Below are 25,616 nucleotides of genomic sequence, written 5' to 3' on the forward strand. Positions count from 1 at the left end.
AACGCGAAACGGCCTCGACCTGGGCAAAGGTCGGGCCGTTCGGACGTCCGTTGAGGGAGCAGCAGGTCAGGATTCGGGGAAGATCCCATCCTGGACCAAGCGCTCGCGCCACTGCCGCACCACGTCGGGCGGCGGCGTGAGCGGTTCACCGGCCAGCAGCAGTCGCACCGCTTCCTGCAAAGCCTTGGGCATGGCGTCCTTCGCCGCCCTGGCGCGGGCCGGACTGCCGTCGGCCACCGCGAGGGCGGTCGCGGCCTGCTCCAACGTCACCTCCGCCGGAATCCGCGCGTCGTAGACCCAGAGGTTCTGCTCGTTGCGGCGCTTCGCCTGCGGGCGGGTGAGGTCATCGGTTCGAAGGTCGTCGTGCGCGGCCGTCAGGGTGTTAAGTGGTGTTAGGTCGGTCGTCGGTCGTGGCCAAACGCTACGGTCACGATCATGGTGAGTGACGCAGACAAGCCTGTCGTGCACCCCGAGCGTGCCCAGGCAGAGGAACTGTTCGAGTTGGCCAAGGGCAACTTGGCCGACGCCGACGACGTGGAGTTGGGCGAACCTGCGGAACTGGGCTCGCTGGCCTGGGCTCAGGTCCATCTGCTCAAGGCCATCTACCACGAACTGCGCTACGGCAACGACCAAGCCGCCGCGCGGGTCGAGGCGGACGCCGCGGCGTTGAGCGATCACACCGACGCGATGGACCGCATGGCCCGTGACATGCGGGGGTTGGGCGATTCACTGAGCCGCAGTCGCTACCGCGAATAGGGCTTGCCGGTCATGGCCAGGCCGTGAGCCGACGTGGGCCGGGACAGCAGCCGGACCGGGCAGCATTCCCTCCATTAGTGACCGCCGCCGCCCGGCCACCAGGCTCGCTTCCTCGGTTGGTTCGGGTGCCGCCACCCATCGTGCGACCTGCTCAAACCAAGATTGTCAGTGCTCGCATTGAGAACTCAAGCCATGCGATGCACAGCGCCCGTACGCGGCCACACCCGTGACGTGGTCGCGCTCAGCAACCTGCACGAGCACGTGCCCAGGCCGGGCTGGGACTTGCTGGTCCAAGCGGACGCGTCGGCTACAAGGCGGCGCGGGCCTCGCGGAGTTCCCGCAGCACCTCGAGGGTGTGCGTGCCGAAGTCGAATCGGTCGTTCTCGACCCACGCGGCGTACCCCCGCTTGAAGGCCAGGACGCCGATCTCGCCAGCCAGGGCCGCGCTCACCTTGGGCACCCCCCGGTCGAGCAGGGCTGTCGTCATCGCGGCGGCGAGGGCGACGCTCTTGAGCGCGTCTCGCTCCTGGAGCTCGGTGCTGGCAGCGAGGGCCTTCTTGAGCCGGGGACCGATCTCGCGGACCTCCGGCCCCATCAACGCGGACGCGCGCACGAGGCCGGCGGCGACCGCGTCGAGCGGGCCGACGCCTTCGGGCGCCTCGGCGATTCCCTCGGCCAGCATCTGGCTCAACGCCTCCTGCCCCACCACGAGCAGCTCTCGTTTGTTGGGGAAGTGCCGGAAGAAGGTGCTCTTGGTGACCTCGGCGCTCTCGGCGATCTGCGCGACCGTGGTGGCGTCGTACCCCTGGTCGATGAACAGGTCGAGCGCGGCCAGGACGAGGCGTTCGCGTGCATCGGGTTTCCATCGCGACATACGGCCCAGCATAGGTGACGAGACCTTGGTCCCGTCACTTCTGCTACCGTGATGGGACCTTTATCCCATCACTTGCGGGAGCTTCGCATGCGCGTCTTCATCACCGGTGGCACCGGCCTGGTCGGGTCCGCTGTCGTGGCCGAACTGCTCGGCCACGGTCACACCGTCCTCGCCCTCGCCCGCTCCGACGCGTCCGCGCGGGCGGCCGAGAAGGCCGGGGCTGAATCCCTCCGTGGCGGCCTGGCCGACGTGGACGTCCTCCGGGCCGGGGCCGCCAGGACCGATGGAGTGATCCACGTGGCGTTCGGCAAGGACTACAGCAGCCCCGAAGCGGTCGCCGCGTCGATCGCCGAGGAAGCGGCGGCTCAGCAGGTCATCGGTTCGGCACTGGAGGGTAGCGACCGCCCGTTCGTCATCGCCGCGGGCACGCCCGTGGTACCGGGGCGCGTCGTCACCGAGGCCGACCCCGGATCGACCGACGGGCCGGGCGGGGACCGCGTGCGTGCGAGCACGGCGGTGCTGGAGTTGGCCACGCGCGGGGTACGCAGCTCGGCCATCCGCCTGCCGCGCACGGTCCACAACCGGGGCAACGGCGGATTCGCCGGCGTGTTGACCCAGATCGCCCGCCAGAGCGGGGTTGTCGGCTACCCCGGCGACGGCACTCAGCGCTGGCCGGCCGTGCACGTGCTCGACGCCGCGGTGCTCTTCCGGCTGGCCCTCGAGCAGGCGCCTGCCGGGACCGCCTGGCACGCCGTGGCCGACGAGGGCGACCAGGTGCGAGACATCGCGGCGGTCATCGGCCGTCGCCTCGACCTGCCGGTGCGGCAGATGCCGACCGAGTCCTTCGGCCCCATCATGGGCCCGAGCTTCGCGACTGATCAGCCTGCGACCAGCGCGCACACCCGGCAGGCCCTCGGATGGGTGCCGAAGCACCCGAGCCTCCTCGACGACCTGGAGAACATCGAGCCCTGAGATCAGCCCGCGCCGCACTCGCGGTCACCCAACCCCGGTCGTGCGCGGTCAGGTGACTGACGCACGGTTCCGGAGGGCGCTAGTCGACTTCGACGCGGCCCTGACCACGAGGGCGCTGTTCGCCGAGTCGAAGCAGACGGGATCGGGTGCCGGTACCGGGGACGGGCTGGAAGGTCAGCAGTCGTTGGCCCGCCTCGCGGGCACGCACCACGGCGCACTTCACGTCGAGATTTCCGTTGGGGTGCAACAGGGTCTTCGTCGTGGGTCGCAGCAACGCGACCTCGTGGCGGTCCCACAGCTCGGCGAATTCGGCACTCACCGCGGACAGGTCCCGGATGAGGCTGAGCGCGGGTTCGTCACGACCGCGCGCCGAGGTCGACGCGCGCAGGTCGGCGACGTAGGAACGCGCGGTCTCCTCCTGGTCCGCGGCCGGGGTCAGCGCGTCCCGCCACCGCTCATCGGTGAACCACCGCCAGATCAGGTTGCCCGCCCGGCCCGGTCGACCGGCGAAGTCGCCGAACACGGCCACGCCGACCCGGTTTTGCCGGAGAACGCCGCCGAGGTCGTCGGTCAGGAGCGCGATCGTCGTCGGGACGAGGGCGTCCATGATCGAGACGAGTTCGGGGTCGACCCGAGGCGACCGGAGGAGCGGTACGGGCGGGGTCTGTCCGGCGAGCAGGTAGAGGTGGTCGCGTTCGTCCGCGGTCAGGTCCAAGGCGCGCGCGACGGCGGCGAGCACCGGCGCGGACGGTTGCGGGCCGCGAGCCTGTTCCAGCCGTTCGTAGTAGTTGGTCGACATGCTGGCCAACGCCGCCACCTCGTCGCGACGCAGCCCCGGAGTCCGGCGGCGGCCGTAATGGGAGGTGCCCACTCGCTCGGGGGACAACGCCTCCCGGCGTCGGCGCAGGAAGTCCCCGAGCTCGACCGGGTCGGTCCGACGGCGACCCGGTTCCCCGTGCCCGTCACCGTTCTCGGCAAGTGGTCGCCTCATGGGCGTCATCCTTGCACTCCAGGTCGACAGGAACGGCGACGCCCATTTTGGCGTGCTAGCCACTGATCGTCAGTCCGTGGCTGCGAGGCCCGGCACGCGCCAAGGTCGGGACCAGGCCGGTCGGCCGTCATCTTCGACAGTGTTTGAGGAGCCGGAGCAGGTTATGGCGACAAGTGTGTTGATCTCCGGTGCCAGCGTCGCAGGCCCAGCGCTGGCCTATTGGCTCGACCGCTTCGGTTTCGAGGTCACGGTGGTCGAGATGGCGCCCGCGCTGCGACAGGGCGGGTACGTGGTGGACTTCCGCGGCCCGACGCACATGACCGTGTTGGAACGCATGGGGATCGTGAACGAGCTGCGCGCCCACAGCACCGGCGGCAGCCCCACCCGATTCGTGGACGGACGAGGCCGGTCGTTGCTGCGCCTCCCGGCCGAGTTCACCGGCGGGGAGCTGGAAATCGCCCGGTCGGATCTGTCCGAAGTGCTGCACCGGACGACCTCTGACACGGTCGAGTACGTGTTCGGCGACACCATCACCGGGCTGGAACAGTCACCGCACGGCGTGGACGTCACGTTCGAGAAGGCGCCTGCGCGCCGGTTCGACCTCGTGATCGGCGCCGACGGGATGCACTCGCGCGTCCGCGGCCTCGCGTTCGGCCCGGAGGAGCGGTTCGTCAGCCCGCTGGGCTACTACCTCGCCGGGTGGGACATGCCCTGGGACCGGGACCTGGGTGGCGAGGTGCTGGCGCACAATCGGCCGGGAACCGCGATCGCGCTGTCCGCGAGCGTCCGTGATCCGGCCCTGGCGAACGTGCTGGCCATCTTCGCCTCTGGTCCGCTACCGGGCACCAGGGGCGACCGGCCACGACAACACCAAGTGCTGCAAAGGGTCTACGGCGGGCAGGACTGGCACGTGCCCGCGATGCTCGCCGCACTGCCCAGGTCAGCCGACACGTACTTCGACGCCATCGCCAGGGTGGACGTTCCATCGTGGTCCTCCGGCCGGGTCGCCCTGCTCGGGGACGCGGCGTGCGGCGCCACCTTCGGCGGGATGGGAACCGGTACCGCGATCGTCGCGGCCTACGTCCTGGCCGGGGAACTCGAGCGGGCCGGAGGCGATCACGCCGCCGCGTTCGACCGGTACGAACACATCGTCCGGCCCTATGCCACCCGTTGCCAGGAAGGCGGACGGTCCGCGGCGAAGCTGCTCGCCCCCGGCAGCCGCACGACGTTGTTCCTGCGCAACCGTTTCCTCAGCAGTCGTGTGGGTGGCCGCCTCGCGCTCCGGGAAGCCACGAAACCGGCCCACGGTCTCACGCTGCCCGAGTACCCGAGCCGGACCGCCTACCGCCACTAGCGGCGTGTCGACGATCCGCGCGACAGCGGCCAGTACTCCAGCCGCACCTGGTGATCATGTGGTCTGCCGTGCCCGTGTTGGATTCAGAGGTCGCCCAGGAGCGCCTTGATGACCTCCATGAGCTGTTCGCGCAACTGATCGGCGGGCAGGTCCTCGTAGTGGTCGGAGAGCATGACCAGCGGCCCGAAGATCGCGCCCAACGTGCTGCCGAGCCGGACCCGGACCCGCGGTTCGAGCCGCGGATCGGCGAAGAGGACGGACAGCTTCGTGTTCTGCCGCGCCATCCGGGCGCCGAGTTCGGGGTCGTTGGCGAACAGCGCGTGGAAGACGTCCTCGTTGCGTTCGAGGACGACGAGCATCTGCCGGTGCCGCAGGGCGATGTCGATGATCTGGGGCAGAGCCCGCTGCCAGGCGCCTGGGTCGGTGCCTGCCACCACCAGTCGGTCGGATGCCTCGGTGAGCACGTCCAGGGCCCGGCCGACGACCGTGCGGGCGATGTCGTCCTTGGCGTGGAAGTGGTGGTACACCGCCGCCTTGCTGACGTCGAGCCGCTCGGCGATGTGCCGCAGCGATGTGCCCTGATATCCCTGCCGGGCGAACAGGTCGACGGCGACGTCGACGATGCGCTCTCGCATCGGCTTGGGAGTGGGGTTGGCGGCGGTCACGGCGACAGGGTATAACTTGCCGATCGACAAGGCACGGCTTGTCGATCGGCAAGGGCTCCCCCTTGACCGCGATGCTGAGGGGTCGATCGTGAAGAGTCGTCTGCTCGACCGTCTGCTGGTCGCCGCCCAGGTCCACGCGACCGAGTCGCTGGGGCCGCGGTTGCGGTTGGTCACGCTGACCGGGCCCGACCTGGCCGGACTCGACTGGTTGCCCGGCCAGCACGTGCGGCTGCAGGTGGCGGCCGGGCCTGCCGCCGTCGACTGGCTGGTGGGCACGCTGCGCACCTACACGGTGTGGAGCTACCACGACCAGACCATGCAGCTCGTCGTCTTCGACCACGGGGACGGGCCCGGTGCCCACTGGGCGCGAACCACCCGGCCGGGTGACGAGCTGCTGATGATGAAACCGCAGGGCAGCTTCGTCACCACCCCCGCCCCGTACCACCTGTTCGCCGGGGAGGAGACCGCCCAGGCCGCGTACGGCCCGATGCTGCGGGCGCTGCCGACCGACGCACGGGCCTTCGGTGTACTCGAGGTCGACTCGCCCGAGGAGCGCTTGGAACTGGGACCCGGCACGAACCTGGAGTGGATCTACCGCCAGGGGCGCTCCGCTGCCTCCTCCGAGACCCTGGTCGAGGCCGTCCGCGGGCTGGAACTGCCCGCCGAGCCGGGCCGGGCCTATCTGGCCGGGGAGGCCCGGACGATCCAGCTAGTGCGCCGCCACCTGGTCGAGGAGCGGAACTGGCCGCGCCGCAACGTGCTCACGAAGCCGTTCTGGACCCCGGGACGCAAGGGCATGGACTAGCCATCGATCTTGAAGCGCTCCGAGAACGCCAGGACTGACGCGGGCCCACGGGCGTCGCCCACATGGACGGCCACGACATGCTCTATCAAGGTGACGATCCGTCTCAAATCGGTCGTCCTGACGGATGCTGTCCCCATGACCTCGGAATCCGTCCCCCACTGCGACCTCTGCGGTGGTAGCGGGTCGATGACCTGGCAACAGCCCTCCCCCGGCCCGGACGGCAAGATGATCTTGACCGAGGTGAGCCACCCCTGCGTACAAGGGTGCTCGGGGTGGTGGAAGCTGCCCGCCGCCGAGCAGGTTGACGTGGTGGAGCCCGACACTGACTCCACCGTGGGCAACGTCGCGCAAGCCAACGGCTACCACCGCACGGAGTGGTCCCAGCCGTTCGAGCAGGAACGAGGCCCTGGTTCACCGTCACCGCGATGAGGCCGCGTCCAACTCCGGAAGCCGTTCACCGCGCCATCCGTCAACCCCTCACCGGGAGATGGAGATGTTGAACCTCGCGGTTCCCAGGGCTCTGACGGTCGCGAAGAACAAGGGGGCAGCATGCTCGGTGGCCAGGGCGGTGTCGACGCCGCCCAGGTCCAGGACGCTGCTTTCGGGCCATCCCAGGTCACCGAGCAAGCCCGTGACCACGGTCTTGGCCGCGCTGTCGTCGCCACTGACGAAAACGGTCGCCTGGGGCAATGACGCCAGTGGGTCGACCATGATGGTGAAGTTCATCGTGTTGAGCGTCTTCACGACACGGGCTCGCGGGAAACGTGCCTGCACCTGCTGGGCCACGCTATCGCCGGGGTAGGCCATCGTCATCCGCGGGGTGAAAGCGGCGGAGGGGTCGAGCACGATCCTCTCGGCCAGCACGTCATCCCCGATCTCCTCCAAGGCACCGAGCACGGCCGTGCCGGGGATGGCGGTGACGACCACGTCGCTGGACGCGACGGCCTCGCGCGGGCTGAGCGTTCCCGCTTCACCCGCGCGCGTCCGCGATCCGTAGACCACGTGGTGACCGGTGGACGTCAGTCGTGTCCCCAGTGCCGAGCCGACCTTGCCCGTGCCGAGGATCGCGATTTTCATGGGTTCTTCCCTGGGTAGTTCGGACGGTTGAGCGACGAGCGACCGCACGTCGCGGGCTACTTGGTTTCGACCTTCGCCAGGGGCGACTTCCGGGTTTCCAGGGCTTTCACGGCGATGTCCCAGGACAGGTCGCCGGGGAACAACCGGGAACGCAGGTAGGCCCACACCAGCGCCCGCAGCGCGGCGACCCGTTCGGGGTTCTCGTCGGACGTTTCCGCGGCGTCGTAGCCGGAGATCCCGCCGAACAGGTGCTGCGCGCCCAGGAAGGTGAGCAGCGTCTTGTTCCCGCCGGGGCTGTGGGTGTAGGCGTCCCAGCGGTAGCTGAGCCGGGAGGAGAAGTGGGGGTTCAGGTCCTCGTCTCCGGCGATGACGAGCGCGTCGCCGGTCATCTGCCCGAAGTCGAGGTACTTCATCATCGGGTAGTGCTCGGCGGCCCACGGCGAGAAGTGCTCGTCGGCGATGCCCGGTCCCCCGATCACGACGCCTGCCTTGACCCTGGGATCGGAGAGGTCCTTCTCCCGAGGGTCGTTCGGGTCGGACACCCGCATGCCCAGCAGCAGCGAGACCGTGGTGCCGCCGAGCGAGTGCCCGACCGCGGCCACCTTCTCGGTGTCGACACGGCCCGGCAGCCCCGGAACCGCGGCGAGGACCTCCTCCAGGTGGTCGAGGACGACGTGCATGTCGACGACGCGGTCACGCCAGAACAGCGGCGCGTCCGGCAGGTCCTGGTCGCGCAGTTCGAGCACGGTGGAGTCCAGGTGCGTCGGCTGGATCACGACGAACCCGTGAGCGGCCCAGAAGTCCGCGACGGGGCCGTAACCGCGCAGCGAGGAGAGGAAGTTGGCCATGCCGTGCCCGTGCGAGAGCAGGATCACCGGCAGGTCGGTCCCGGTCACGGGTGCCGAGATCTTGATCTCCAGCGGCACGGGCCTGCCCGGCACCTCGAGCGAGACGGGGCTGTAGCTGACGATGGGGGTGGGATCGCTGACCGGCAGGCCGGCGGCGTCCGCGTAGGACGTGCTCATGGTTGTTCCTCTCAGGCCGTTGGTCCGTTGCTCGACGGACTCGGTGGGGGTGATCGTCTTCGATCGCCGAGCAAAAGATTGCCATGCACGGCAAGTTTGCACAAGCGGGCATTTTCACCATGGGGCGCATGTATGCTGAGGCGTGCGCGAGTGATGATCAACGGAGTGCGGGAGAGTGCGACGGTGACCAGTGACGGTCCGGGGCTTCGGGAACGGTCCAAAGCACGACGGCGGCGGCTGATCCTGCACACGGCCCTGCGCCTGTTCACCGAACGCGGGTACGAGCGGACCACGATCGCCGACATCGCCGAGGTGGCCGAGGTCGCGCCGCGGACCGTGACGGGCTACTTCCCGTCGAAGCTCGACTTCATCACGGAATGGCCCGCGTCCATCGAGCAGCGGGTCATCGCGCTGTACCAAGAGGATCCCACCGTGGAGTTCATCGATCTGGTGGACAGGTGGTGGCACGACCTGCGCGACAACGTCGACCAAGAGGAAGCCGCACTCACCCGCGCCATGGCCCTGGCCAACCCCGGCGTGGTCGCCATGGCGGAGGCCGAGGTCTCACAACGGACCCCCGGAACCGGCTTCCCCTTCGACGGAACCGATCGCGACGACCTGGTCGAAGCCGCGGGTCGAGCCGCGATCAGGGGCGTCAACCACATGTTCCTCCGCGGCGTCGCCGAGGACCGGATGACCGACGAACTCCACCACGACCTGCTGCACCTGATCCGCGCCATCGCCGACCGCACCAACGTCGGCCACGGCTCGCTCAAGCTGGACCCTTAGGGTTCCTGCCCGGATCGGCCGTCAGTCCCGCAACGCCAGGTAGCCGCGGGAGAACGCGGCGGCCACCGCGGCTGCTCGGTCGTTGACGCCCAGCTTCGCGTACACGTGCAGCAGGTGCGTCTTGACCGTCGTCTCGCTGATGAAGAGTCGCTTCGCCGCCTCGCGGTTCGTCGAGCCAAGGGCGATCAGCTCCAGCACCTCCAGTTCGCGCTGGGACAGCGGTGCCGGGGCTGGTTTGCGCACCTGTCCCAGGAGCCGGGTCGCGACGGCGGGGGAAAGCACCGCCTGCCCGCGTGCCGCGGCCTCCACCGCGTGGACGAGTTCCGTCCTCGACGCCTCCTTCAGGAGGTAACCGGTGGCGCCGGCCTCGATGGCAGGCAGCACGTGGCTGTCCGTGTCGTACGTGGTGAGCACCAGCACCCGTGACGGCACCCCGCGCTTCGCCAACTCCCTGATGGCGGCGACCCCGTCGGTTCCGGGCATCCGCAGGTCCATGAGGATCACGTCGGGGCGGAGGCGCTCCGCGGTCGCGACCGCTTCCGCGCCGTCACCGGCTTCGCCGACCACCTGGAAGCGCGGGTCGGTGCCGAACATGCCCCGCAGCCCGTCCCGCACCACCGGGTGGTCGTCGACGATCAGCAGCGAGATCACATCGTGCTCCCGACTGGGATCGCCGGCACCGTCACCGTGATCGCGGTGCCCCCGCCGGGCTCGGACTCGACGTCCAGTCGCCCCGCGAGGCGCTGCGCCCGCTGCCGCATGCCCACGAGCCCGAAGCCCCCATCCGCCGAGCTTCCGGTGCGCTCGGCGTCGGGCAGGAAACCCACGCCGTCGTCCAGCACGTCGAGCGTCACCAGGTCCTCCATGTACGACAGGGTCAAGGAGACCCGACCGGCTCGTGCGTGCTTGGCGACGTTGGCGAGAGCCTCCTGCGCGGTCCGCAGCAGTGCCACCTCGACGTCGGTGTGCATCGGCCGGGCGTCACCGGTCGTGGTCACCACCGCCTCGACGCGGTTCACCTCCGACCAGCGCTTCGCCACGTCGCGGATCGCGTCCGGGAGGCGGGCCTCCGCCAGCGCGGACGGTCCCACGGCGTGCACCGTCCGACGGGCCTCGGTGAGGCTCTCGCGGGCCAGGTCCATCGCGTTCGCCACGTGCCGACGCGACACCGCCGGTTCGGCGGGCGCCTGCTCGGCGGCCTGGAGTTGGGTGAGGATGCCTGCCAGCCCCTGGGCGAGGGTGTCGTGGATCTCCCGAGCCATCCGCTGCCGCTCGTCGAGCACTCCGGCCTCGCGGGCCCGCACCAGCAGTTGGGCGTGCAGGCCCGCGTTCTCCGCCAGCGCGGTCTCCAGCTCGGCGTTGGCCCTGTGCAACTCGACCAGCGCCCGCTTCTGCCGGTGGTTGCGCCGGTCGGACATCACGTCGGCGTAGAAGGCCGCCGTGGCCATCACCGTGGTGAGCACGCTGACGGCCGGCCACTTCCACCACTCGTCGGCCGTGATGTCCTCCGCCCCTCCCACGTAGGAGACCGCCGAGACCGCGGACGTGACGGCCACGCCGACGTAGCGCCACCGGCCCTTCAGGTACTGGAAGGCGTGCACGTAACCGGTGAAGGCGAAGAAGCCGAACCAGGGCGTGAGCAGCACTAGGCAGGCGGTCATCGCCACGAGCCCCGTGTAGTACACGCCCATCAGCGGGCTCTTGTGGTGCGACTCCGGATGGAGCGTGTGGAACCACACCACCCACGCGGTGAGCAGAGCGGAGAGCGCGAGCACCCCTGGGAGGTGCACCTCCGAGTTCCAGAGCGGTTGCAGCAGGGCGAACACGACGCTGACCGCCAGCAGCGGGTACGGGAGCACCCTCAGGACCGCGGTCTCCTTGCGCTCCCAGCGGTCGAACTCCTCGCGCAACTCGGCCTCGACACCCACGACCCGACTCCAGCGGAAGTACCTCGATGCCGGACTCCCGGCCAGGAGCATGGCGTCCTGCGATGATCTCACGTCCGCGTGCAGCCAAGTCGTGCTACACCACCGCCCGTATGGCGGGCACACGGCGCAGAGCGCCCGAGATCGCCCAGCTCCCGACCGCGGCGAGCACCAGTGTCAGCAGGAACTTCGGCACGGGTGCCGCGTCGAGTCGTTGCAGTACAGCGACAACTCCGATGATGACCGGCGCGTGCACGAGGTAGACGGCGAAGGTGTTGTCGGCGAGGTAGCGGCTGAACCGCGACGTACCGGCGACGAAGCGTTCGAACGCGCGGAGCAGGACCAGGACGACGCCGACCGCGAACAGCGACTCCGCCAGGGCCAGGGCCAGGTGGGCGAGGTCGTGACCGGCCAGCACACCGGACGCCCCGAAACCCCGGTAGCCACCCAGCGCCAGCGGCACGAACGACACCACCACCAGGAGCACGCCGAACCGGCCGGATCTCCGCGGGAGCGTCGCGAACCAGCGGCGGCGATGCGCGGCGATCCCGGCGGCGAAGAGCAGCACGTACTGCGGCAGGTAGGCGGGGCTGGGCAGTCCGAGCACCGGTTCATCGGTGCCATGCGGGACTACCATCCTCCACACGTAGGTGATCACGCTGAGGACGAGCACGAAAGCGAGCAGTTCCCGCCGCCGCAACGGTCGTGACCGCACTGGCTCCGCGGCCGCGCGCAGGTGCCGGAAGAGCGCGTACGCGAGCGAGAAGATCAACAGCACTTCGAGGAACCAGGCGGGCCCGACCTCCCAGGAGGTGAAGTAGTAGACCGCGAAGGACGGCCGGGTCGAGGCTGGCAGGTCGAGGTACGTCGGCAGGATGAACAACGGCCGCAGCAGCACGATGAACCCGAGGAACGGAATCCCGAGCCGCTTCAGGCGCTCGACCGCGAACGTGCCCGGCCCTCTCCGGTCGACCGCGCCGGGTACGAAGTATCCGGACAGCAGGAAGAAGAACCCCATGAAGAACGTCTGGTTGACCAGGAGCAGCAGGTCCAACGGCGCCGCCGCGGACGGCGAAGCAGGCTGTTGCCAGTTGGGCCAGAGGTCGAGGTTGCTGTAGGGAACCGCGGAGTGGTGCGCGACCACCAGGACGGTCAGGAAGACGCGGAGGTTGTCGATGGAGGAGATGCGTTTGGAGGGCGAAGTCCTGGCGACGTCAGTTCGTGCTGTCACAGGACTTCCTTGCAAGATCTCGCTTTGTCGATGATGGCCATGTGCAAAAGGCTGCCGCCCACAGTGGCGCGCCGGATCGACCACGCGGGCGGGGATCACCGCGGACGCGGTAGACCCCCTCCATCCTCCGATTGGAGGATGGAGGACGGGGCGGCGACGTGCTTTGAGCCGGATCTGGGCGGCTCAGGCGTGGGCGAGGGTGATGGCGGGGAGCGGCCGGGTGGTCTCGGCGACCTGGGTGAGCTTCGCGGTCAACGGTGCCAGCAGACGCGAGGTGATGGCCTTGTCGACCAGCCGACGCAGGGACAGGCCCAGCCGTGTCCGCGGGTAGGCGAACGGCACGATCCAGCGCGGCAGGTTCTGGACGTCGTCGACCAGCGGGCGCATCCACTCCTCGTAGGCGGCGAACGCGGCGTCGGTGTCAGCGGTGTCGGACAGGCAGGCGGCGAGGACGTACCCGCTGACCAGCGCGAGCGAGGCGCCACCGCCGCCCATCGGGGTCACGCACCAGGCCGCGTCCCCGGCCACGCACACGCGGCCGCGGCGCCAGGTGGGCATGCGGATCTGGGTGAGCTGGTCGACGTAGAGGTCGTCCGTGGTGGCGAAGGCGTCGAGGATGCGCGGGGTCTCCCAGCCGACGTCGGCGTAGCGCTCGCGGAGTCGGGCCAGCACGTCGGCCCGGTCCAGTCGACTCAGGTCTTCGCCCCCGGCGTAGGCCAGGATGGCGCGTGTGGTGCCGTGGTTGTCGGGGCGGAGGTGCACCTGCCGCCCGCCGACCGTGGTGTGCCAACGCCACCGGTCGTCGTCGTGCGCCGTGCGCGGAACCGTGCCGAACACCATCGCGACGCCGAGGTCACGGCGCTCGACCGCGGCACCGAAGACCCGATCGCGGGTGGCGGACCGGACGCCTTCGGCGATGACCAGCAGGTCGGCGTGCCGTGTTCGCCCCGAGGTCGTGACCACGGTGACACCGCCGGCGTCCTGCTCGACGGTGTCGATGGGATCGCCGTAGACGATCTTCACGCCCGCGGGCAGCCGCTCCAGGATCGCGGCGGCGAGGTCACCGCGCAGGATCTCCAGCTCGGCCGTCGCGCCGTTCGGCCCGTCCGACGGCAGCTCCGCGAGCACCCTTCCCGCCGCGTCGACGAAGACCGTGCCGGTTTCCGTGGTGTTGCGCGCCCGCACCGCGTCGGTCAGCCCCATCCGGTCGAGCACGTCACGGGCCACGCCCCGCACGTCGACGTTCTGCCCGCCGTCGCGGAACGCGGGCGCGCGTTCCAGCACCGTGACCTCCCAGCCCGTCCGGCGCAGCCAGAACGCGGCCGACAGTCCGGCGATGCTCGCCCCGGAGATCACCGCGTGTCGTGTGGTCGTCATCCCTGCTCCTCAGCGTCACCTTCATGCTTTACAGTGAAGCTACTTCCTGGTGAAGGAGCTTGCATGACGACGACCGACCCGTTCCCGACGGACTGGACGCCCCAGCAGGTCGAGGTGATGCACCGCCTGCGGGACTGGGCGGTCGGCTTCGCCGAGCTGAACCAGCACCTGGCCACCTGGATGCGCCTGCCCGGCTCCGACGCCAACGCCCTGGGTCAGATCATCTGGGCCGACGAGGCGAACGCACCGCTGTCACCGGCTCAACTCTCCCGCCGGATCGGCATGACCTCCGGCGCGACCACCGTGTTGCTCAACCGCCTCGAGACCGCCGGTCACATCCGCCGCAGCCGCGAGCACGCCGATCGCCGACGGGTCACCCTGCGACCGGTCCCCGCGGCACGGGAACGCGCCCACGAGTTCCTCGCCCTCGCCGGCACCGAGATCGCCGCGACCCTGCGCGCCGCCGACCCCCACGAGTTGGCCACCGTCATCTCCTTCCTCAGCAAGATCGCCGGAGCCGCCACCGAGGCCACTGACCGCCTTGCCTCGCATCGCCAGGAGTTGCAGCGTCAGGCGGTTTCGGTCCGCGCCCGGTAGGCCCGGATCTTGGCCCGGTTCCCGCAGCGTTCCATCGAGCACCAGCGGCGGTTGCCCGACCGTGAGGTGTCGAGGAAGAGCAGGTGGCAGTCGCTCGCGGAACATTCGCGGACACGACCGGACCGCCCGCCCGCGATGAGTTCGATGGCGTCGCGGGCGACGGCGCCGAGGAGTTGCTTGCCGGTGACCGGCGGAGCCCAGACGAGCTGCCGCGTTTCCGGGTCGATGCGCGGCCTGGGGGTGGCCGCGGTCGCGTTGTTCAGCAGGGTGAGGTCGTCGTCCGACGGGGGTTCGCCGTGCGCGACGGCGGGGGCGACGCGGTAGAGCGCGTTCCGGAGTTCCTTGAGCGCGGTGAACTCGGCAGGCCGGAGTTGGATGTCGCCGATGGCCAGAGGAGCGGTCAGCGCCAGCCGGGAACCGGTGAACCACTCGGCGAGGTCTGCCGGGATGTGCGCGATCTCGTAGCGCTCGTACGGACCTGGTCCGCCGGTCAGCAGGAGTTCGAGGCTGAGGCTGCCGGGGTCGAACCGGTACCGATCGCCCTCGGCGCTGACGAGCAGCCTTGTTCCCGGAGTCATGTAACCACTATAGTCGGTTCATGAAACCAGCTAAGGCGGTTACAGCGGGAGCGTCGACGTGATCGGGAAGACCAAGGACGCGGGCTGGGAGATCGGCGTGTCCAAGACGGTGCCGTACCCGCTGGAGCACGTCTGGGACTACCTCTCCGGCCCTGGTTTGGCGGTATGGCTGGGCGACGTGCGCTTGGAGCCGGAGAAGGGCGCGCCGTACGAGACGGCCGAAGGCACCGTCGGTGAGATCCGCGGCTACCACGAGCAGGAGAAGATCCGCCTCACCTGGCGACCGAAGGACTGGGACCACGACAGCACCGTCCAAGTAGGACTTCGGCGTGCGGGTCCGGGCAAGACGGTCGTGGTCTTCCACCAGGAACGGCTCACCGGCCCGGACGAGCGGGTCACGCAACGCGAACACTGGCGCGCCGTGATGAAGGCCGTCGTCGTCGGGCTCGGCGGCTGATCAGCCGCACCCGCATGACACCGACTATGGACTCTGCCATACTCCTTATTCGAGGGAGTGTGGAGCGATGGCGGACCAGGGCAGGCAGGGCACCAAGCAGCGGATGCTGGACAGCGCCGTGCTGCTGCTGCGGGAGCGCGGCGCCGCAGGCGTGACGGTCGACGCGGTGCTGGCGCACAGCGGGGCGCCGCGGGGTTCGGTCTACCACCACTTCCCCGGAGGCAGGAACGAGATCGTCCTCGGCGCGGTCCGCCAGGCCGGGGATTTCATCACCGCCATGGTCGACGGCTCGGCGTCCGGGGGTGATGTCCAGCAGACGCTCGACCGTCTGGTGCTCTTCTGGAAGCGGGCGCTGACCAAGACCGACTACCGGGCGGGGTGCCCGGTCGCGGCCATGGCGTCGGACAGCCGCGACGTCATCCCCGACGCGGGCGAGGTGGTGCGCGAGATCTTCGCCCGATGGCACGCGAGCCTCACCGATGTCCTGTGCACCAGCGGTTTCGCGACACCGCGCGCGCACCGGCTGGCGACGTTGGTCGTCTCCGCCATCGAAGGAGCGGTCATCCTCTGCCGCGCTAGCCGCGACCTGCGCCCGCTCGACGACGTGCTGGTCGAGATGAAGTCCCTGCTGGAGCGACGAGACTAGGAGCCCGACCTCATGTGGAAGCCCAGCGCCTGCATCCTCTGCGAGTGCAACTGCGGGATCGAGATCCTGGTCGGCGAGGACGGCCGGTCGTTCGACAAGATCCGCGGCGACAAGCTCCACCCCGCGTCGGCGGGCTACACCTGCAACAAGGCGCTGCGCCTCGACCTGCACCAGAACGGGAACACCGGCCGGATCACGCGCCCGTTGCGGCGACGGCCCGACGGCACCTTCGAAGAGGTCGACTGGGACACCGCCATCAGCGGGATCGCCAGCCGTCTCGGCGAGGTCCGCGACGCCTTCGGCGGGAAGACGATCTTCTACTACGGTGGCGGCGGCCAGGGCAACCACCTCGGTGGCGCGTACTCGCCCGCCAGCATGGCCGCGTTCGGCGGCCGTTACCGCTCGTCCGCGCTCGCCCAGGAGAAGACCGGCGAGTTCTGGGTCAACGCCCGCATGACCGGCACCATGATCCGCGCGGACTTCGAGCACTGCGAGGTCGCGCTGTTCATCGGCAAGAACCCCTACCAGTCCCACGGCTTCCCGCGCGCCCGCTCGGTGCTCAAGGACATCGCCAAGGACCCGGCCCGGTCGATGGTCGTGATCGACCCCGTGCGGACCGAGACGGCGGAACTGGCCGACTTCCACCTCCAGGTCCGGCCCGGTACCGACCTCTACCTGGTGACCGCGCTGGCCGCCGTGCTCGTGCAGGAGGAGCTGATCGCCGCGGACTGGCTCGCCGAGCACGCGGACGGCCTCGACGCCGTCACCGACGTCCTGCGGCGCGTACCCGTCAGCGACTACTGTGCCGTCGCCGATGTCGACGAGGCGTTGGTGCGCTCGGTCGCCGCCCGGATCGCCGAGGCGGACTCCGTCGCCGTGTTCGAGGACCTCGGGGTCCAGATGAACCGCGACTCCACGCTGGTGAGCTACGTCGAGAAGCTGGTCTGGTTGCTCACCGGCAACTTCGGCAAACGGGGCACCCAGTACGTGCCCTCCAGCCTGGTGCCGATCGGCCGTGACCGCGGGTATGCCGACGGCAAGGGCCCGCGCAGCCCGGTCGCGGGCGCGCGGATCATCAGCGGCCTCGTCCCGTGCAACGTGATCGCCGAGGAGATCCTGACCGACCACCCGGCCCGCTACCGGGCGATGGTGGTCGAGAGCGCCAACCCCGCGCACTCCCTGGCCGACTCGGCCCGGATGCGCGAGGCGCTCGCCGCGCTGGAGCTCGTGGTCGTGATCGACGTCGCGATGACCGAGACCGCGCGCCTGGCCGACTACGTGCTGCCCGCGCCGACGCAGTTCGAGAAGTTCGAGGCCACCTTCTTCAACTTCGACTTCCCGCGCAACGTCTTCCACCTGCGACACCCCGTCGTGCCCGCACCGGAGGGCGTGCTGCCCGAACCGGAGATCCACGCCCGGCTCGTCGAGGCCGCCGGTGTGCTCACCGAGCAGGACTACGCGCCGCTGCGGGCTGCCGCGGCGGCAGGGCGCGCCGAGTTCGCGCAGGCGTTCCTCCCGATCCTCGCGGATCCGGTGAAACGGCGGTTCGCGTCCGTCCTGCTGTACCGCACGCTGGGGCCGACGCTGCCCCACGACGCCTCCGCGGCCGCTGTGCTGTGGATGGCCGCGCACGAGTGCGCCCGCAAGAACCCGGCGGGCGTCGAGAAGGCGGGCTACGGGTCCGGTTTCGGTGCGGGGGAACGGCTTTTCGACGCGATCGTCCACGGCTCGCACGGGGTGGAGATCACCCACGACGAGGACGACGCGTCGTGGCAGCGCCTGCCCGGCGAGCGGATCAACCTCGACGTGCCGGAGTTGCTCGCCGCGGTGGCCGCGTTGCGCGACCGCGCTGTCCCGCAACAGGATCCGGACTGGCCGTTCGTGCTGTCCGCGGGCGAACGGCGTGCCTTCACGGCCAATACGATCATGCGCGACCCCAGTTGGCGACGGCGCGACCCCGACGGCCGCCTGCGCATCAGCGCCACCGACGCGACGCGGCTGGGTGTCACGACCGGCGACCGGGTCAGGCTCACGACCCGACGGGGAAACGCGGACGTGTCCGTGGACGTCACGGAATCCATGCGGTCGGGCCACATCTCGCTGCCCAACGGATTCGGGCTCACCGTGCAGGAGCGCACGGGCGTCGCTCCGAACGAGCTCACCGCCGCCGAGGACCGCGACGAGTGGGCGGGCACGCCGTGGCACAAGCACGTACCGGCCCGACTCGAACCACTGGGAGCGGACCACGGGTGACGAGTTCGGCACGCAGCTCCCCCTCGGCTGTGGGAACGGCAGGGGTGCGTCGTTCACGGGTGAGTCTCTTGACGATGTCGACTAGCGGGCAGCCAGCTCGGTGCCCTCGAAGACGTGGGCGACCAGTTCCGGGGAGTACGCCTGCACGAACCCGCTGTCCAGGTACTGGCGAATGCGGAAGACCCTGCCGTCCCGCAGCAGGCACACCTTCGCCTGACGCGTCGTGAAGGGGATGTCCGGGCGCAGGCGGGAAGTGCCGTGCAACTCCTCCTCGACCACGACCCGGTTGTTCTCGGCCGTCACCGCCCTGACGGTGCGCGTGAGCGTGCCCTCGAAGGCGGCTGTGGCCCGACCCGCCGCCGCGGTCAGCCGATCACGGCCCCTGATTCCCTTGCCCAGCAAGGGCGAGACGGCGATGTCGACCTCGTTGTTGAAGAACACGTCCTCGTGCAGGTACTCGGCCATCGACTCGTCACCCCAGCTACCGCTGAGCGCCAACGCGATCTCCTTGTTCGCCGCCAACCACCCGACGTCCCGCGTGATCGCGTCGGATTCGAGGCGCACCTCCGGCCCCGAGAGGCACCAGTCGCTGCTCCACGCGGAGTGCGCGGGCGGCACGTCGCCGTCGTCGAGCTTCGCCTGGTGCATGAACTCGGCGATCGGTCCGGCGTGGACGTTCAGGTACGCGGAGTCGCAGTACTCCCGCATCCGGACGACCTCGCCCCGACTCAGCTCGAAGACCTTGACGACGTGGAAGTTGTGCTCGACGTCCAGGTCGAACACGGTGCGCCCGGCGTGCACCAGGTATTCGGCGATGACGCGGTCGCCCTCGGCGGTGATGCTCTTGATAGCGCGGGTGTTGCCGTCCGGGTAGACGTGCAGCAGCGCCTTGCCCGCCCGGCGCATCTCGGAACGCGCGTCGTGCTGCCGGGCCTCGCGCTGCTCGGCGCTCTCCTTGCGGATGGGAGAGGTCTCGTAGTCCACCATGTGCCCCTCGAACGACGACTCGTCGGCGAAGCAGCGGTAGGTGGTTTCGCGGGTGAGGTCGTCGAGGACCACGCGGACGATCTTCTTGTTGGTTTCGAGGTTCACGGGTCGTTTCTCCTGTCCATCCTTCGGACCCATATAAGATGTGATCACACTTCTTATTTTTCCGACCGTACACCGCCGACGTAAGATGCACAAACACATCTCATCGGGGGTAGCCGGATGCACCGCAGGCGAGGAAAAGACCTCGAAGAGGCCCTGCTCGGTGCGGCGTGGGCCGAGCTGAAAGAGCGCGGCTACGCCGGTTTCACCCTGGAGGCGGTCGCGAAACGAGCCGGGACGAGCACTCCGGTGATCTACCGCCGCTGGGCCAACAAGGCACTCATGGTCGAAGCCGCCATCGCCCACGAGAACACCGAGCGCGTCACCGAGACGCCCAACACCGGAACCCTGCGCGGCGACCTCGTCGCCATGATGCGGGCGGCCAACGACTCCCGGATCGACCTCCTCGTCGTCACCGCGGTACTCCTGGGCGGCTACTTCGAGGACATGGGCACGAACCCGGAGCAACTGCGCGAACAGATCGTCGGCGATCGCCGTTCAGCGGCCGAGGCCATCGTCCAGCGAGCCGTCGACCGCGGCGAAGTGGACGCCGCCACCCTGCGACCACACCTGATCTCCCTGCCCTTCGACCTCTTCCGCCACGAGGTCCTGATGACGCTGAAACCCGTGCCCGAACAGGTCATCAGCCGGATCGTGGACGACATCACCCTGCCCCTCCTGACGGGGCGGACGCGCGCCGACGGCAGGAGCGCCTGAGCGGGACGTCGCGGCACGCCGACCAACCCGTTGACCTGGACCGGATCGACGGCTGCTCCCTGCACCCTGCCGCCATCAAATTAGATGTGTTTGCACATCTTGTCGCATCTGGGTACGGTCGAGCCCGTAAGAAGCGCGAACACTTCTTATGTCGACCGGGCATCCGACGACCCGGCCCGATGCCGAGCCATGAACAGGTGAAGACATGAACGCTCGCAAGACGCTGGCCACCGGTGCGCTGCTCGCCCTCGCCATCCTGACCGCCACCGGATGCGGCGCGGCGGACGCGGGCGAGCAAGCGGCACCGTCCACGACCCCGGCGCAGGACAAGAACCCGGACACGGTGACCGTCCTGATCGAGATCCACGCGAAGCCGGGCCAGGAGCAGGAGGCCCGCGATGGCCTGCTGCACGCCATCAACACCTCCGAGAAGCCCGGATTCCTCGGTTCGCACGAGTACGAGGCCCCCGAGGACCCCGGCGCCTTCTACGCCGTGCAGGAGTGGGAGAACATGGAGGCGTTCCGGCAGCACATGGCGGACGCCGCCGCGGGGAACCTGGCCGAGGCGACCTCGATGCTCCGCGAGCCCCCCAAGACCGCAGTACTGCGCACCATCAAGTGACGTGGTGCCACCGCGTCGGCGAACAGACAGGCGCCCAGTGCGCAATACGGCGGCCCATTCGACCAACCACCTCACTTGGAATTCATCCCCTGACCGGCAGTAATGCACAACTTTGCCGATTTCCCGAGTGCACCTTCACAGCGGAAAACCCAATCTATTCCAAATCAGGCCCATATATCGGCGGCAAGTCTGATGACGCGGATTGTGAGACAGCCTCGCTTTCACTCCACCCGAAAGGGTGAGGTTAAATCCATTGTGGAGCGGTACACCGATTTCTATAGTGGACAACGGCGCGCCTCTCGCACTCAGCTCGGGAAGGTTGTCCTCGTGAAATCAGCTTTAGCCATTCTCCTTTGCATGAGCATGCTCGGATCTTCCTACACGGCCGTTGCGGAAGAATCTGTATCCGCTTCCGGAAAGGGCGCACGATTCGAGGCGGAGTGGAAAACTATTCCGGCCATGGACGGCGATTACAAGGTGGTTCAGCTCACCACCTCCAAGGCGCTCGACAACAAGATGTACCTCGACGTGGATCCCTACGTTCCTTCGCTCAATTCCGTCGTGTTCATGTCGACCCGGGACGACGACCACGAGAACCTCTACCTCATGTCACTCGACAACGGCAGGTTCGTGCAGCTCACGGATTCCGACGACATCGACGGCGACCACGCCAACGTCTCGCCGGAGACCGAAGAGGCGTTCTTCGTCGAGAACCGGACGTTCACCAGGGTCAGCCTGCGCGCCCCGTACGAGGAGAAGAAGATCCGCACCGTGTCGGACAAGTACGACGTCAAGGGCATCGTCGCCCTGACATCCGACGGGAAGACGATCGTCTCGTCCCTGTACGACGAGGACGAGAACCGTTCCTCGCTCGTCACGATCGACGTGAGGTCAGGAGACCTCGAAACGGTCAAGAAGATCGACGGGAAAGTCGACCACGTGCTGATCAACCCGGTGCACGGGGACACGCTCCTCTTCCACGTGTACGGCGAGAACCAGATCGGTCTCGTCGACATCGGGACCAAGAAGAAGACACTCCTGACCGATTCGAACGATCACGGCGTGCACCCGTTCTGGCAGGCCAATGGCCGGGATGCCGCTTTCGCGCAGCGGGAGCAGGGTGACACGCCGGAACAGGTGGTGACCTACAACATCCGCAAGGAGCGGTTCTTCAGCTACGACATCCGGGAGTACAGCAACCACTTCGCCATGAACCCGGCCCAGACGATCATCGAAGGAGATGGGGGCGGCGAAACGCCTTACATTTTCTACTACTACATCAGGCCGGGCACGAACAAGGTCGACACCGTGAAGATGTTCAAGCACCGGAGCTCTTCCGCCTCGGAATCAGTGCACCCGCACGCCGCGTTCATCAACGACACGGACCTGATCTTCAACAGTGACGCGGACGGCAACGGCAACGTCTACCTGCTGAAGAAGAAATAACAGCCCGACCTCTCGTGACACCACTGCGGGCGGGACCACCACCCCACCCCGGTGCTGCGCGGTGAACTCCCCACCGCGCAGCACCGGGGCCCACGACGCTCTGCCTGACCGTTCGATCACAGGGTGGGGCTACCGCGTTACCAAGGGGCTTCTGCCGCGATGTACGGCTTGGCGGGCAAGGATTCTCCGGTGAGGAAGGCGGCAACGGCCGCGCCGGTCTCGGCAGGCTTGTCGGCCAGAGCGGTGTGTCCGGCGCCGTCGATGGTCAGCATCGTCGATTGAGGGAACGTGTCGCGGTATTCGCGGGTCACCTCCCAGCGGAGGTAGTCGCACTGCGCGCGCAGGACCAGCACGGGGGTGCTGTTGTGGCGCAACGCGGGCCGGGGGTCGGCGGCCTTCGACGCCGAGGCGAGGGTGGCGACGTTGACCCAGAGGCTGTACCCGGCGGTGGAGTCGGCGGATCGGTCGGCCTCGGCGGTATCGGGGCACCCGGCACTCATGTTGAGGCTGTGCACGAATTGTTGGTAGAGCCCGTCCGCCGTGTCGGCCGGCATCAACGTCCGGGCCGCGCGCAATCCGCCCACCTGGGCCAGGAAGAACGTGGCCGCGAACCGGGTGTGCTTCGCGAACTGGCCGCTCTGGTCGCTGTTGCCGGTCGGGGTGAGGCTGCCGTCGCTGAACGAGTCGCTGGACATGGCTCCGGGACTCGCGACGACCGCCTTCGCGACGTTGTCCGGGTGCGCGGCCATGTAGTGAGCGGTGAGTTGCCCGCCCCAGGACGAGCCGATCAGCACCACCTTCGGGGCCGCCAACTTCTGCCGGATCGCTTCCAGGTCAGCGATGTGCCGGTCGATCGTGTAGTCCTTGGGATCGAGTCGGCTCGACTGGCCTGCGCCGACCTGTTGGTAGGTGTAGACGGCGAATCCGGCGGCGGCGAGGCGGCCGGCGAACTCGTCGTTCGTGGTGGACGGGGCTCCGGGGCCGCCGTGGACGAGCAGCACTGGCTCGGCGTGCGTCACCGTCCCGGCGGTGCGGGTGTAGCCGATGCGGGAACCGGTCGGCAGGTCCCAGTACTGGACGGCCGGTGAGTCGGGTAGCGGCGTGTAGGTCGCGGGTGCCCCGAACCAGGTCCAGGACAGACCGGCTGCCAGCAGGAGCGACACCGTGAGGCAAACGCCTTCGGTCAACCATTTGCGGCTCGTCTTGTGGCCGCCTCGGAGCCGAACCGACAACCGCGCCAAGCCGATTGCGCAGACAAGTGCGACAAGTGTGGCCACGACGTAGGACAGCGGCGCGTTCTCGGTCGTCTGTGCGGTCACGAGCAAGGCGGCGAAGTAGAGCAGGACGGCGATGAACACCGCTACGACCGCCAAGAGCCAAGCGGAGGCGACGCGGAATCTGCCGGGTATGGACCCATTCGTCTTGGTAGACAAGGAAATCACATCGGTCATGCCTTCGAAGTTATCGGGACGGAATCGCTCCCTCATCCACCCACGGTGGCCCCTAGCGGTGGTCCTGCGGTATCAGTGCGGTGCTACCGCAGGACGACCACACGCGGTCCGGCGTGCTCGGATGACAGCCTGCCTTAAGGTGGTGCGTTGGAGGTCCACGTGACAGAGCAGCGCAGCCCGGCCACGACGACGAGCAGTGCTGCGATGTCCCCCGCCGAGGTCTGGGAGACCGTCGACTTCTGGGCCGGTGTCCCCTGGCCGGTGTCCCGCGCAGACGCGCAGCGGATGGCGGTCGACCGTCTCGGCTGGGCGATCGAGGTCGAAGACGGGCTGGGGTACCTGGTCAACCCGGCCTTCACACCACCGGCGGTGTCGATGTCCGGCATCGACACCGTGTCGTTCGTGCGCTTCCGGATCGCGGACGCGGTCACCGAGGAGACACCGGCGACGAGAGCTTTCCTCGGTGACCTCTTCACGTTGGCGGTGCGCGAAGGGACGGCCCGGCTGGGGCGTCCGTCCACCAGGCGCGACCGCGGGCACACCGACACGACCTGGGACATGGGGCCCGCCCAGGTCACCATCACGTTGTCGTCGAGGTCCGTGATGGTGCGGTTCCTCACCCCGGAAGGCCGGTGACCGGGGTGTCCGATTGGGAGGCGTTCGGCGGCGGTCTCGTCGAGGCACTGCGGGAAGTGTCCGACCGGGTCTTCCTGGTCGTCTTCTCGCGGGCCGATCCGCAGGTGTTCGTGCAGCTCGCCGGCGGCGAGCACGAACTGCACGCCGAGGCGGCGGGGGCGCCGTCCGCGAATCCCAGCCGGATGGCCAAAGCTGGGTGGGCGCCGCCGACAGGAACCGACCCACCGAACTGGACATGCTCTTTGCCGCTGCCCGCGTTGACAGTGGAGTACGCCGCGATGGCGGCACGCTGCGTGGTGGCGTTGCGCGATGTTCACGGGCTCTCCGGTCCCGATGGGTTGGTGTACAAGGCATGGCGCGACGCGGAATGGCCGTCCGGCGCGGCCTCGCCGAACCGGGACCTGGGTGAGAACCCGCTGGTGCTGTCGTGGCCGGGCATTCCGTCCGTAGCCAGCGGCGGACCTGCCTGATCCGCCAGATCGAGCCAGGACGGCAGGCGGCTGTTCGAGGGTGACGATCTCGGCGTCATCAACTGGGTCATCCCGTGCCTCGTCAGCATGGTGCGACACAACGCTTCCTCCTGATCCACGCGGATCGACCGGCTAGATTTGATAGATGACCGAACGAATCTCGCCGCTGCAATTTCACCAGGCCGAGGGCGTTGAGGACTGGCGGGTGTTGTTTTCCGGGGCGTGCGCGCACTTTCGCGCCGCCTCGTTCGCGGCGGGTGTCGCGCTTGTGGGCGCGATCGGTGGGCTGGCCGGTGCCGCTGGACGGCAGCCGGACGTCGACCTGCGGCCGTCGGGTGTGACGGTGTGCCTGCCGCCGGTGGGATTCGGTGGGCAGAGCGTGGGTGACGTCGATCTGGCCCGGCAGATCTCGGCCGCGGCGCGCGGGTTGGGCCTGATTGCCGACCCGGCTGGTGTGCAGGCCGTTCAGATCTCCATCGACGCTCTCGTCGCCGAGGAGGTGATGCCGTTCTGGCGGGCCGTGCTCGGGTACGAGCAGGTCGGTGACGAGGACCTGCTCGACCCGCGGCGCCGGGGGCCCGCGCTGTGGTTCCAGCGGATGGGTGCCGCGCGTCCGCAGCGCAACCGGATCCACGTCGACGTCTCCGTGCCGCACGACCAGGCCGAGGCGCGGGTCGCGGCGGCGATCGCCGCGGGTGGACGTCTGGTGAGTGACCGGAACGCGCCCGAGTTCTGGACGCTGGCCGACGCCGAGGGCAACGAGGTCGACATGGCGACCTGGATGGGCCGCGAGTAGACCGTCCGCACAAGACC

Annotated in this window: 29 protein-coding genes; 16 read left to right on the forward strand and 13 right to left on the reverse strand. The window is 68.8% G+C overall.

All coding sequences use genetic code 11. From position 1 onward, the window contains the following. Window positions 1-66: 66 nt before the first annotated feature. On the reverse strand, window positions 67-270 hold the full coding sequence (locus tag NZH93_RS39195; protein ID WP_259628375.1) for a hypothetical protein: 204 nt from the start codon (window positions 268-270) through the stop codon (window positions 67-69). A 165-nt stretch (window positions 271-435) separates the two neighbouring features. On the opposite strand from NZH93_RS39195, the gene NZH93_RS39200 reads away from it, so the two are divergent. Then, window positions 436-756 (forward strand): hypothetical protein, encoded by a 321-nt coding sequence (locus NZH93_RS39200; protein ID WP_259628376.1) that lies wholly within the window; start codon window positions 436-438, stop codon window positions 754-756. Between the two features lie 307 nt (window positions 757-1,063). Here NZH93_RS39200 and NZH93_RS39205 read toward each other — a convergent pair whose 3' ends face one another. Beyond that, window positions 1,064-1,630, reverse strand: coding sequence for a TetR/AcrR family transcriptional regulator (locus tag NZH93_RS39205; protein ID WP_259628377.1), 567 nt, complete (start codon window positions 1,628-1,630; stop codon window positions 1,064-1,066). Between the two features lie 87 nt (window positions 1,631-1,717). On the opposite strand from NZH93_RS39205, the gene NZH93_RS39210 reads away from it, so the two are divergent. Then, window positions 1,718-2,602, forward strand: coding sequence for an SDR family oxidoreductase (locus NZH93_RS39210; RefSeq protein WP_259628378.1), 885 nt, complete (start codon window positions 1,718-1,720; stop codon window positions 2,600-2,602). 79 nt (window positions 2,603-2,681) lie between these two features. Here NZH93_RS39210 and NZH93_RS39215 read toward each other — a convergent pair whose 3' ends face one another. Next, a complete protein-coding gene (locus tag NZH93_RS39215) occupies window positions 2,682-3,593 on the reverse strand; it encodes a helix-turn-helix transcriptional regulator (protein WP_259628379.1) in 912 nt (303 codons plus the stop codon). A gap of 163 nt (window positions 3,594-3,756) precedes the next feature. Here NZH93_RS39215 and NZH93_RS39220 point away from each other — a divergent pair, with 163 nt between their 5' ends. Continuing rightward, window positions 3,757-4,947, forward strand: a complete 1,191-nt coding sequence (locus tag NZH93_RS39220) for an FAD-dependent monooxygenase (RefSeq protein ID WP_259628380.1) — start codon at window positions 3,757-3,759, stop codon at window positions 4,945-4,947. Between the two features lie 83 nt (window positions 4,948-5,030). Here the strand turns inward: NZH93_RS39220 and NZH93_RS39225 are convergent, their stop codons facing one another. Continuing rightward, entirely contained in the window at window positions 5,031-5,612 is a 582-nt protein-coding gene (locus NZH93_RS39225; protein WP_259628381.1) for a TetR/AcrR family transcriptional regulator, read from the reverse strand. 88 nt (window positions 5,613-5,700) lie between these two features. Between NZH93_RS39225 and NZH93_RS39230 the strand changes: the two genes are divergently transcribed. Continuing rightward, window positions 5,701-6,417 (forward strand): siderophore-interacting protein, encoded by a 717-nt coding sequence (locus NZH93_RS39230; protein WP_259628382.1) that lies wholly within the window; start codon window positions 5,701-5,703, stop codon window positions 6,415-6,417. Between the two features lie 90 nt (window positions 6,418-6,507). Continuing rightward, window positions 6,508-6,846, forward strand: coding sequence for a hypothetical protein (locus NZH93_RS39235; RefSeq protein ID WP_259628383.1), 339 nt, complete (start codon window positions 6,508-6,510; stop codon window positions 6,844-6,846). Between the two features lie 48 nt (window positions 6,847-6,894). On the opposite strand, the gene NZH93_RS39240 is transcribed toward NZH93_RS39235, so the two are convergent. Both NZH93_RS39240 and NZH93_RS39245 read right to left on the reverse strand, forming a co-directional pair. Further along, complete coding sequence (locus NZH93_RS39240) at window positions 6,895-7,494, reverse strand: NADPH-dependent F420 reductase (protein WP_259628384.1); 600 nt, start codon at window positions 7,492-7,494, stop codon at window positions 6,895-6,897. A 56-nt stretch (window positions 7,495-7,550) separates the two neighbouring features. After that, entirely contained in the window at window positions 7,551-8,519 is a 969-nt protein-coding gene (locus NZH93_RS39245; protein WP_259628385.1) for an alpha/beta hydrolase family protein, read from the reverse strand. Between the two features lie 183 nt (window positions 8,520-8,702). Here NZH93_RS39245 and NZH93_RS39250 point away from each other — a divergent pair, with 183 nt between their 5' ends. Then, window positions 8,703-9,308 (forward strand): TetR/AcrR family transcriptional regulator, encoded by a 606-nt coding sequence (locus NZH93_RS39250; protein ID WP_259628386.1) that lies wholly within the window; start codon window positions 8,703-8,705, stop codon window positions 9,306-9,308. Between the two features lie 21 nt (window positions 9,309-9,329). On the opposite strand, the gene NZH93_RS39255 is transcribed toward NZH93_RS39250, so the two are convergent. The 4 genes from NZH93_RS39255 to NZH93_RS39270 form a co-directional block, all read right to left on the reverse strand. Further along, window positions 9,330-9,959: a response regulator gene (locus NZH93_RS39255; RefSeq protein WP_259628387.1), complete on the reverse strand. Its 630-nt coding sequence runs from the start codon at window positions 9,957-9,959 to the stop codon at window positions 9,330-9,332. Beyond that, window positions 9,956-11,236, reverse strand: coding sequence for a sensor histidine kinase (locus NZH93_RS39260; RefSeq protein ID WP_259628388.1), 1,281 nt, complete (start codon window positions 11,234-11,236; stop codon window positions 9,956-9,958). The genes NZH93_RS39255 and NZH93_RS39260 overlap by 4 nt, the downstream gene beginning before the upstream one ends. 94 nt (window positions 11,237-11,330) lie before the next feature. Further along, window positions 11,331-12,464 carry an acyltransferase family protein gene (locus NZH93_RS39265; RefSeq protein ID WP_259628389.1) on the reverse strand — a complete coding sequence of 378 codons (1,134 nt, stop codon included), beginning with the start codon at window positions 12,462-12,464 and terminating at the stop codon, window positions 11,331-11,333. A 183-nt stretch (window positions 12,465-12,647) separates the two neighbouring features. Continuing rightward, window positions 12,648-13,841 (reverse strand): FAD-dependent oxidoreductase, encoded by a 1,194-nt coding sequence (locus NZH93_RS39270; protein ID WP_259628390.1) that lies wholly within the window; start codon window positions 13,839-13,841, stop codon window positions 12,648-12,650. A 63-nt stretch (window positions 13,842-13,904) separates the two neighbouring features. On the opposite strand from NZH93_RS39270, the gene NZH93_RS39275 reads away from it, so the two are divergent. Next, window positions 13,905-14,438 (forward strand): MarR family winged helix-turn-helix transcriptional regulator, encoded by a 534-nt coding sequence (locus NZH93_RS39275; protein ID WP_259628391.1) that lies wholly within the window; start codon window positions 13,905-13,907, stop codon window positions 14,436-14,438. Here the strand turns inward: NZH93_RS39275 and NZH93_RS39280 are convergent. Further along, the gene (locus NZH93_RS39280) at window positions 14,411-15,016 is read right to left on the reverse strand and encodes a CGNR zinc finger domain-containing protein (RefSeq protein ID WP_259628392.1); all 606 of its coding nucleotides are present in this window, start codon (window positions 15,014-15,016) and stop codon (window positions 14,411-14,413) included. The genes NZH93_RS39275 and NZH93_RS39280 overlap by 28 nt on opposite strands. A gap of 58 nt (window positions 15,017-15,074) precedes the next feature. On the opposite strand from NZH93_RS39280, the gene NZH93_RS39285 reads away from it, so the two are divergent. The 3 genes from NZH93_RS39285 to NZH93_RS39295 all read left to right on the forward strand — a co-directional run bounded on the left by NZH93_RS39285 (window position 15,075) and on the right by NZH93_RS39295 (window position 18,372). Then, entirely contained in the window at window positions 15,075-15,473 is a 399-nt protein-coding gene (locus tag NZH93_RS39285) for an SRPBCC domain-containing protein (protein ID WP_259628393.1), read from the forward strand. Window positions 15,474-15,540: 67 nt separating this feature from the next. Then, on the forward strand, window positions 15,541-16,119 hold the full coding sequence (locus NZH93_RS39290) for a TetR/AcrR family transcriptional regulator (protein WP_259628394.1): 579 nt from the start codon (window positions 15,541-15,543) through the stop codon (window positions 16,117-16,119). A gap of 12 nt (window positions 16,120-16,131) precedes the next feature. After that, on the forward strand, window positions 16,132-18,372 hold the full coding sequence (locus tag NZH93_RS39295; RefSeq protein ID WP_259628395.1) for a molybdopterin-dependent oxidoreductase: 2,241 nt from the start codon (window positions 16,132-16,134) through the stop codon (window positions 18,370-18,372). An 81-nt stretch (window positions 18,373-18,453) separates the two neighbouring features. Here the strand turns inward: NZH93_RS39295 and NZH93_RS51035 are convergent, their stop codons facing one another. Next, the gene (locus NZH93_RS51035) at window positions 18,454-19,464 is read right to left on the reverse strand and encodes a nuclear transport factor 2 family protein (RefSeq protein ID WP_259628396.1); all 1,011 of its coding nucleotides are present in this window, start codon (window positions 19,462-19,464) and stop codon (window positions 18,454-18,456) included. Window positions 19,465-19,581: 117 nt separating this feature from the next. On the opposite strand from NZH93_RS51035, the gene NZH93_RS39305 reads away from it, so the two are divergent. The 3 genes from NZH93_RS39305 (at window position 19,582) to NZH93_RS39315 (ending at window position 22,246) form a co-directional block, all read left to right on the forward strand. Continuing rightward, the gene (locus NZH93_RS39305; protein ID WP_259628397.1) at window positions 19,582-20,178 is read left to right on the forward strand and encodes a TetR/AcrR family transcriptional regulator; all 597 of its coding nucleotides are present in this window, start codon (window positions 19,582-19,584) and stop codon (window positions 20,176-20,178) included. 205 nt (window positions 20,179-20,383) lie between these two features. Further along, window positions 20,384-20,800 (forward strand): putative quinol monooxygenase, encoded by a 417-nt coding sequence (locus NZH93_RS39310; RefSeq protein WP_259628398.1) that lies wholly within the window; start codon window positions 20,384-20,386, stop codon window positions 20,798-20,800. A gap of 357 nt (window positions 20,801-21,157) precedes the next feature. Beyond that, window positions 21,158-22,246 (forward strand): TolB family protein, encoded by a 1,089-nt coding sequence (locus tag NZH93_RS39315; RefSeq protein WP_259628399.1) that lies wholly within the window; start codon window positions 21,158-21,160, stop codon window positions 22,244-22,246. A gap of 137 nt (window positions 22,247-22,383) precedes the next feature. Here the strand turns inward: NZH93_RS39315 and NZH93_RS39320 are convergent, their stop codons facing one another. Next, entirely contained in the window at window positions 22,384-23,733 is a 1,350-nt protein-coding gene (locus tag NZH93_RS39320) for an alpha/beta fold hydrolase (protein ID WP_259628400.1), read from the reverse strand. 123 nt (window positions 23,734-23,856) lie between these two features. On the opposite strand from NZH93_RS39320, the gene NZH93_RS39325 reads away from it, so the two are divergent. The 3 genes from NZH93_RS39325 to NZH93_RS39335 all read left to right on the forward strand — a co-directional run bounded on the left by NZH93_RS39325 (window position 23,857) and on the right by NZH93_RS39335 (window position 25,599). Next, window positions 23,857-24,333: a DUF6301 family protein gene (locus NZH93_RS39325; RefSeq protein WP_259628401.1), complete on the forward strand. Its 477-nt coding sequence runs from the start codon at window positions 23,857-23,859 to the stop codon at window positions 24,331-24,333. Further along, complete coding sequence (locus tag NZH93_RS39330; RefSeq protein ID WP_259628402.1) at window positions 24,330-24,803, forward strand: TY-Chap domain-containing protein; 474 nt, start codon at window positions 24,330-24,332, stop codon at window positions 24,801-24,803. Before NZH93_RS39325 ends, NZH93_RS39330 begins: the two co-directional genes overlap by 4 nt. Before the next feature lie 145 nt (window positions 24,804-24,948). Continuing rightward, window positions 24,949-25,599, forward strand: coding sequence for a 4a-hydroxytetrahydrobiopterin dehydratase family protein (locus NZH93_RS39335; RefSeq protein WP_259628403.1), 651 nt, complete (start codon window positions 24,949-24,951; stop codon window positions 25,597-25,599). Window positions 25,600-25,616 lie beyond the last annotated feature (17 nt).

The sequence above is a fragment of the Umezawaea endophytica genome (genome assembly GCF_025061645.1).
Lineage (GTDB): Bacteria > Actinomycetota > Actinomycetes > Mycobacteriales > Pseudonocardiaceae > Umezawaea > Umezawaea endophytica.

Bases quoted from the DNA above. Each gene is read 5' to 3' on its own strand.
- NZH93_RS39220 (WP_259628380.1), top strand. From the start codon at position 3,757: ATGGCGACAAGTGTGTTGATCTCCGGTGCCAGCGTCGCAGGCCCAGCG.
- NZH93_RS39210 (WP_259628378.1), top strand. From the start codon at position 1,718: ATGCGCGTCTTCATCACCGGTGGCACCGGCCTGGTCGGGTCCGCTGTC.
- NZH93_RS39240 (WP_259628384.1), bottom strand. From the start codon at position 7,494: ATGAAAATCGCGATCCTCGGCACGGGCAAGGTCGGCTCGGCACTGGGG.
- NZH93_RS39215 (WP_259628379.1), bottom strand. From the start codon at position 3,593: ATGAGGCGACCACTTGCCGAGAACGGTGACGGGCACGGGGAACCGGGT.
- NZH93_RS39245 (WP_259628385.1), bottom strand. From the start codon at position 8,519: ATGAGCACGTCCTACGCGGACGCCGCCGGCCTGCCGGTCAGCGATCCC.
- NZH93_RS39320 (WP_259628400.1), bottom strand. From the start codon at position 23,733: ATGAGGGAGCGATTCCGTCCCGATAACTTCGAAGGCATGACCGATGTG.
- NZH93_RS39275 (WP_259628391.1), top strand. From the start codon at position 13,905: ATGACGACGACCGACCCGTTCCCGACGGACTGGACGCCCCAGCAGGTC.
- NZH93_RS39310 (WP_259628398.1), top strand. From the start codon at position 20,384: ATGAACGCTCGCAAGACGCTGGCCACCGGTGCGCTGCTCGCCCTCGCC.
- NZH93_RS39295 (WP_259628395.1), top strand. From the start codon at position 16,132: ATGTGGAAGCCCAGCGCCTGCATCCTCTGCGAGTGCAACTGCGGGATC.
- NZH93_RS39315 (WP_259628399.1), top strand. From the start codon at position 21,158: ATGAGCATGCTCGGATCTTCCTACACGGCCGTTGCGGAAGAATCTGTA.
- NZH93_RS39200 (WP_259628376.1), top strand. From the start codon at position 436: ATGGTGAGTGACGCAGACAAGCCTGTCGTGCACCCCGAGCGTGCCCAG.
- NZH93_RS39290 (WP_259628394.1), top strand. From the start codon at position 15,541: ATGGCGGACCAGGGCAGGCAGGGCACCAAGCAGCGGATGCTGGACAGC.
- NZH93_RS39205 (WP_259628377.1), bottom strand. From the start codon at position 1,630: ATGTCGCGATGGAAACCCGATGCACGCGAACGCCTCGTCCTGGCCGCG.
- NZH93_RS39270 (WP_259628390.1), bottom strand. From the start codon at position 13,841: ATGACGACCACACGACACGCGGTGATCTCCGGGGCGAGCATCGCCGGA.
- NZH93_RS39305 (WP_259628397.1), top strand. From the start codon at position 19,582: ATGCACCGCAGGCGAGGAAAAGACCTCGAAGAGGCCCTGCTCGGTGCG.
- NZH93_RS39335 (WP_259628403.1), top strand. From the start codon at position 24,949: ATGACCGAACGAATCTCGCCGCTGCAATTTCACCAGGCCGAGGGCGTT.
- NZH93_RS39280 (WP_259628392.1), bottom strand. From the start codon at position 15,016: ATGACTCCGGGAACAAGGCTGCTCGTCAGCGCCGAGGGCGATCGGTAC.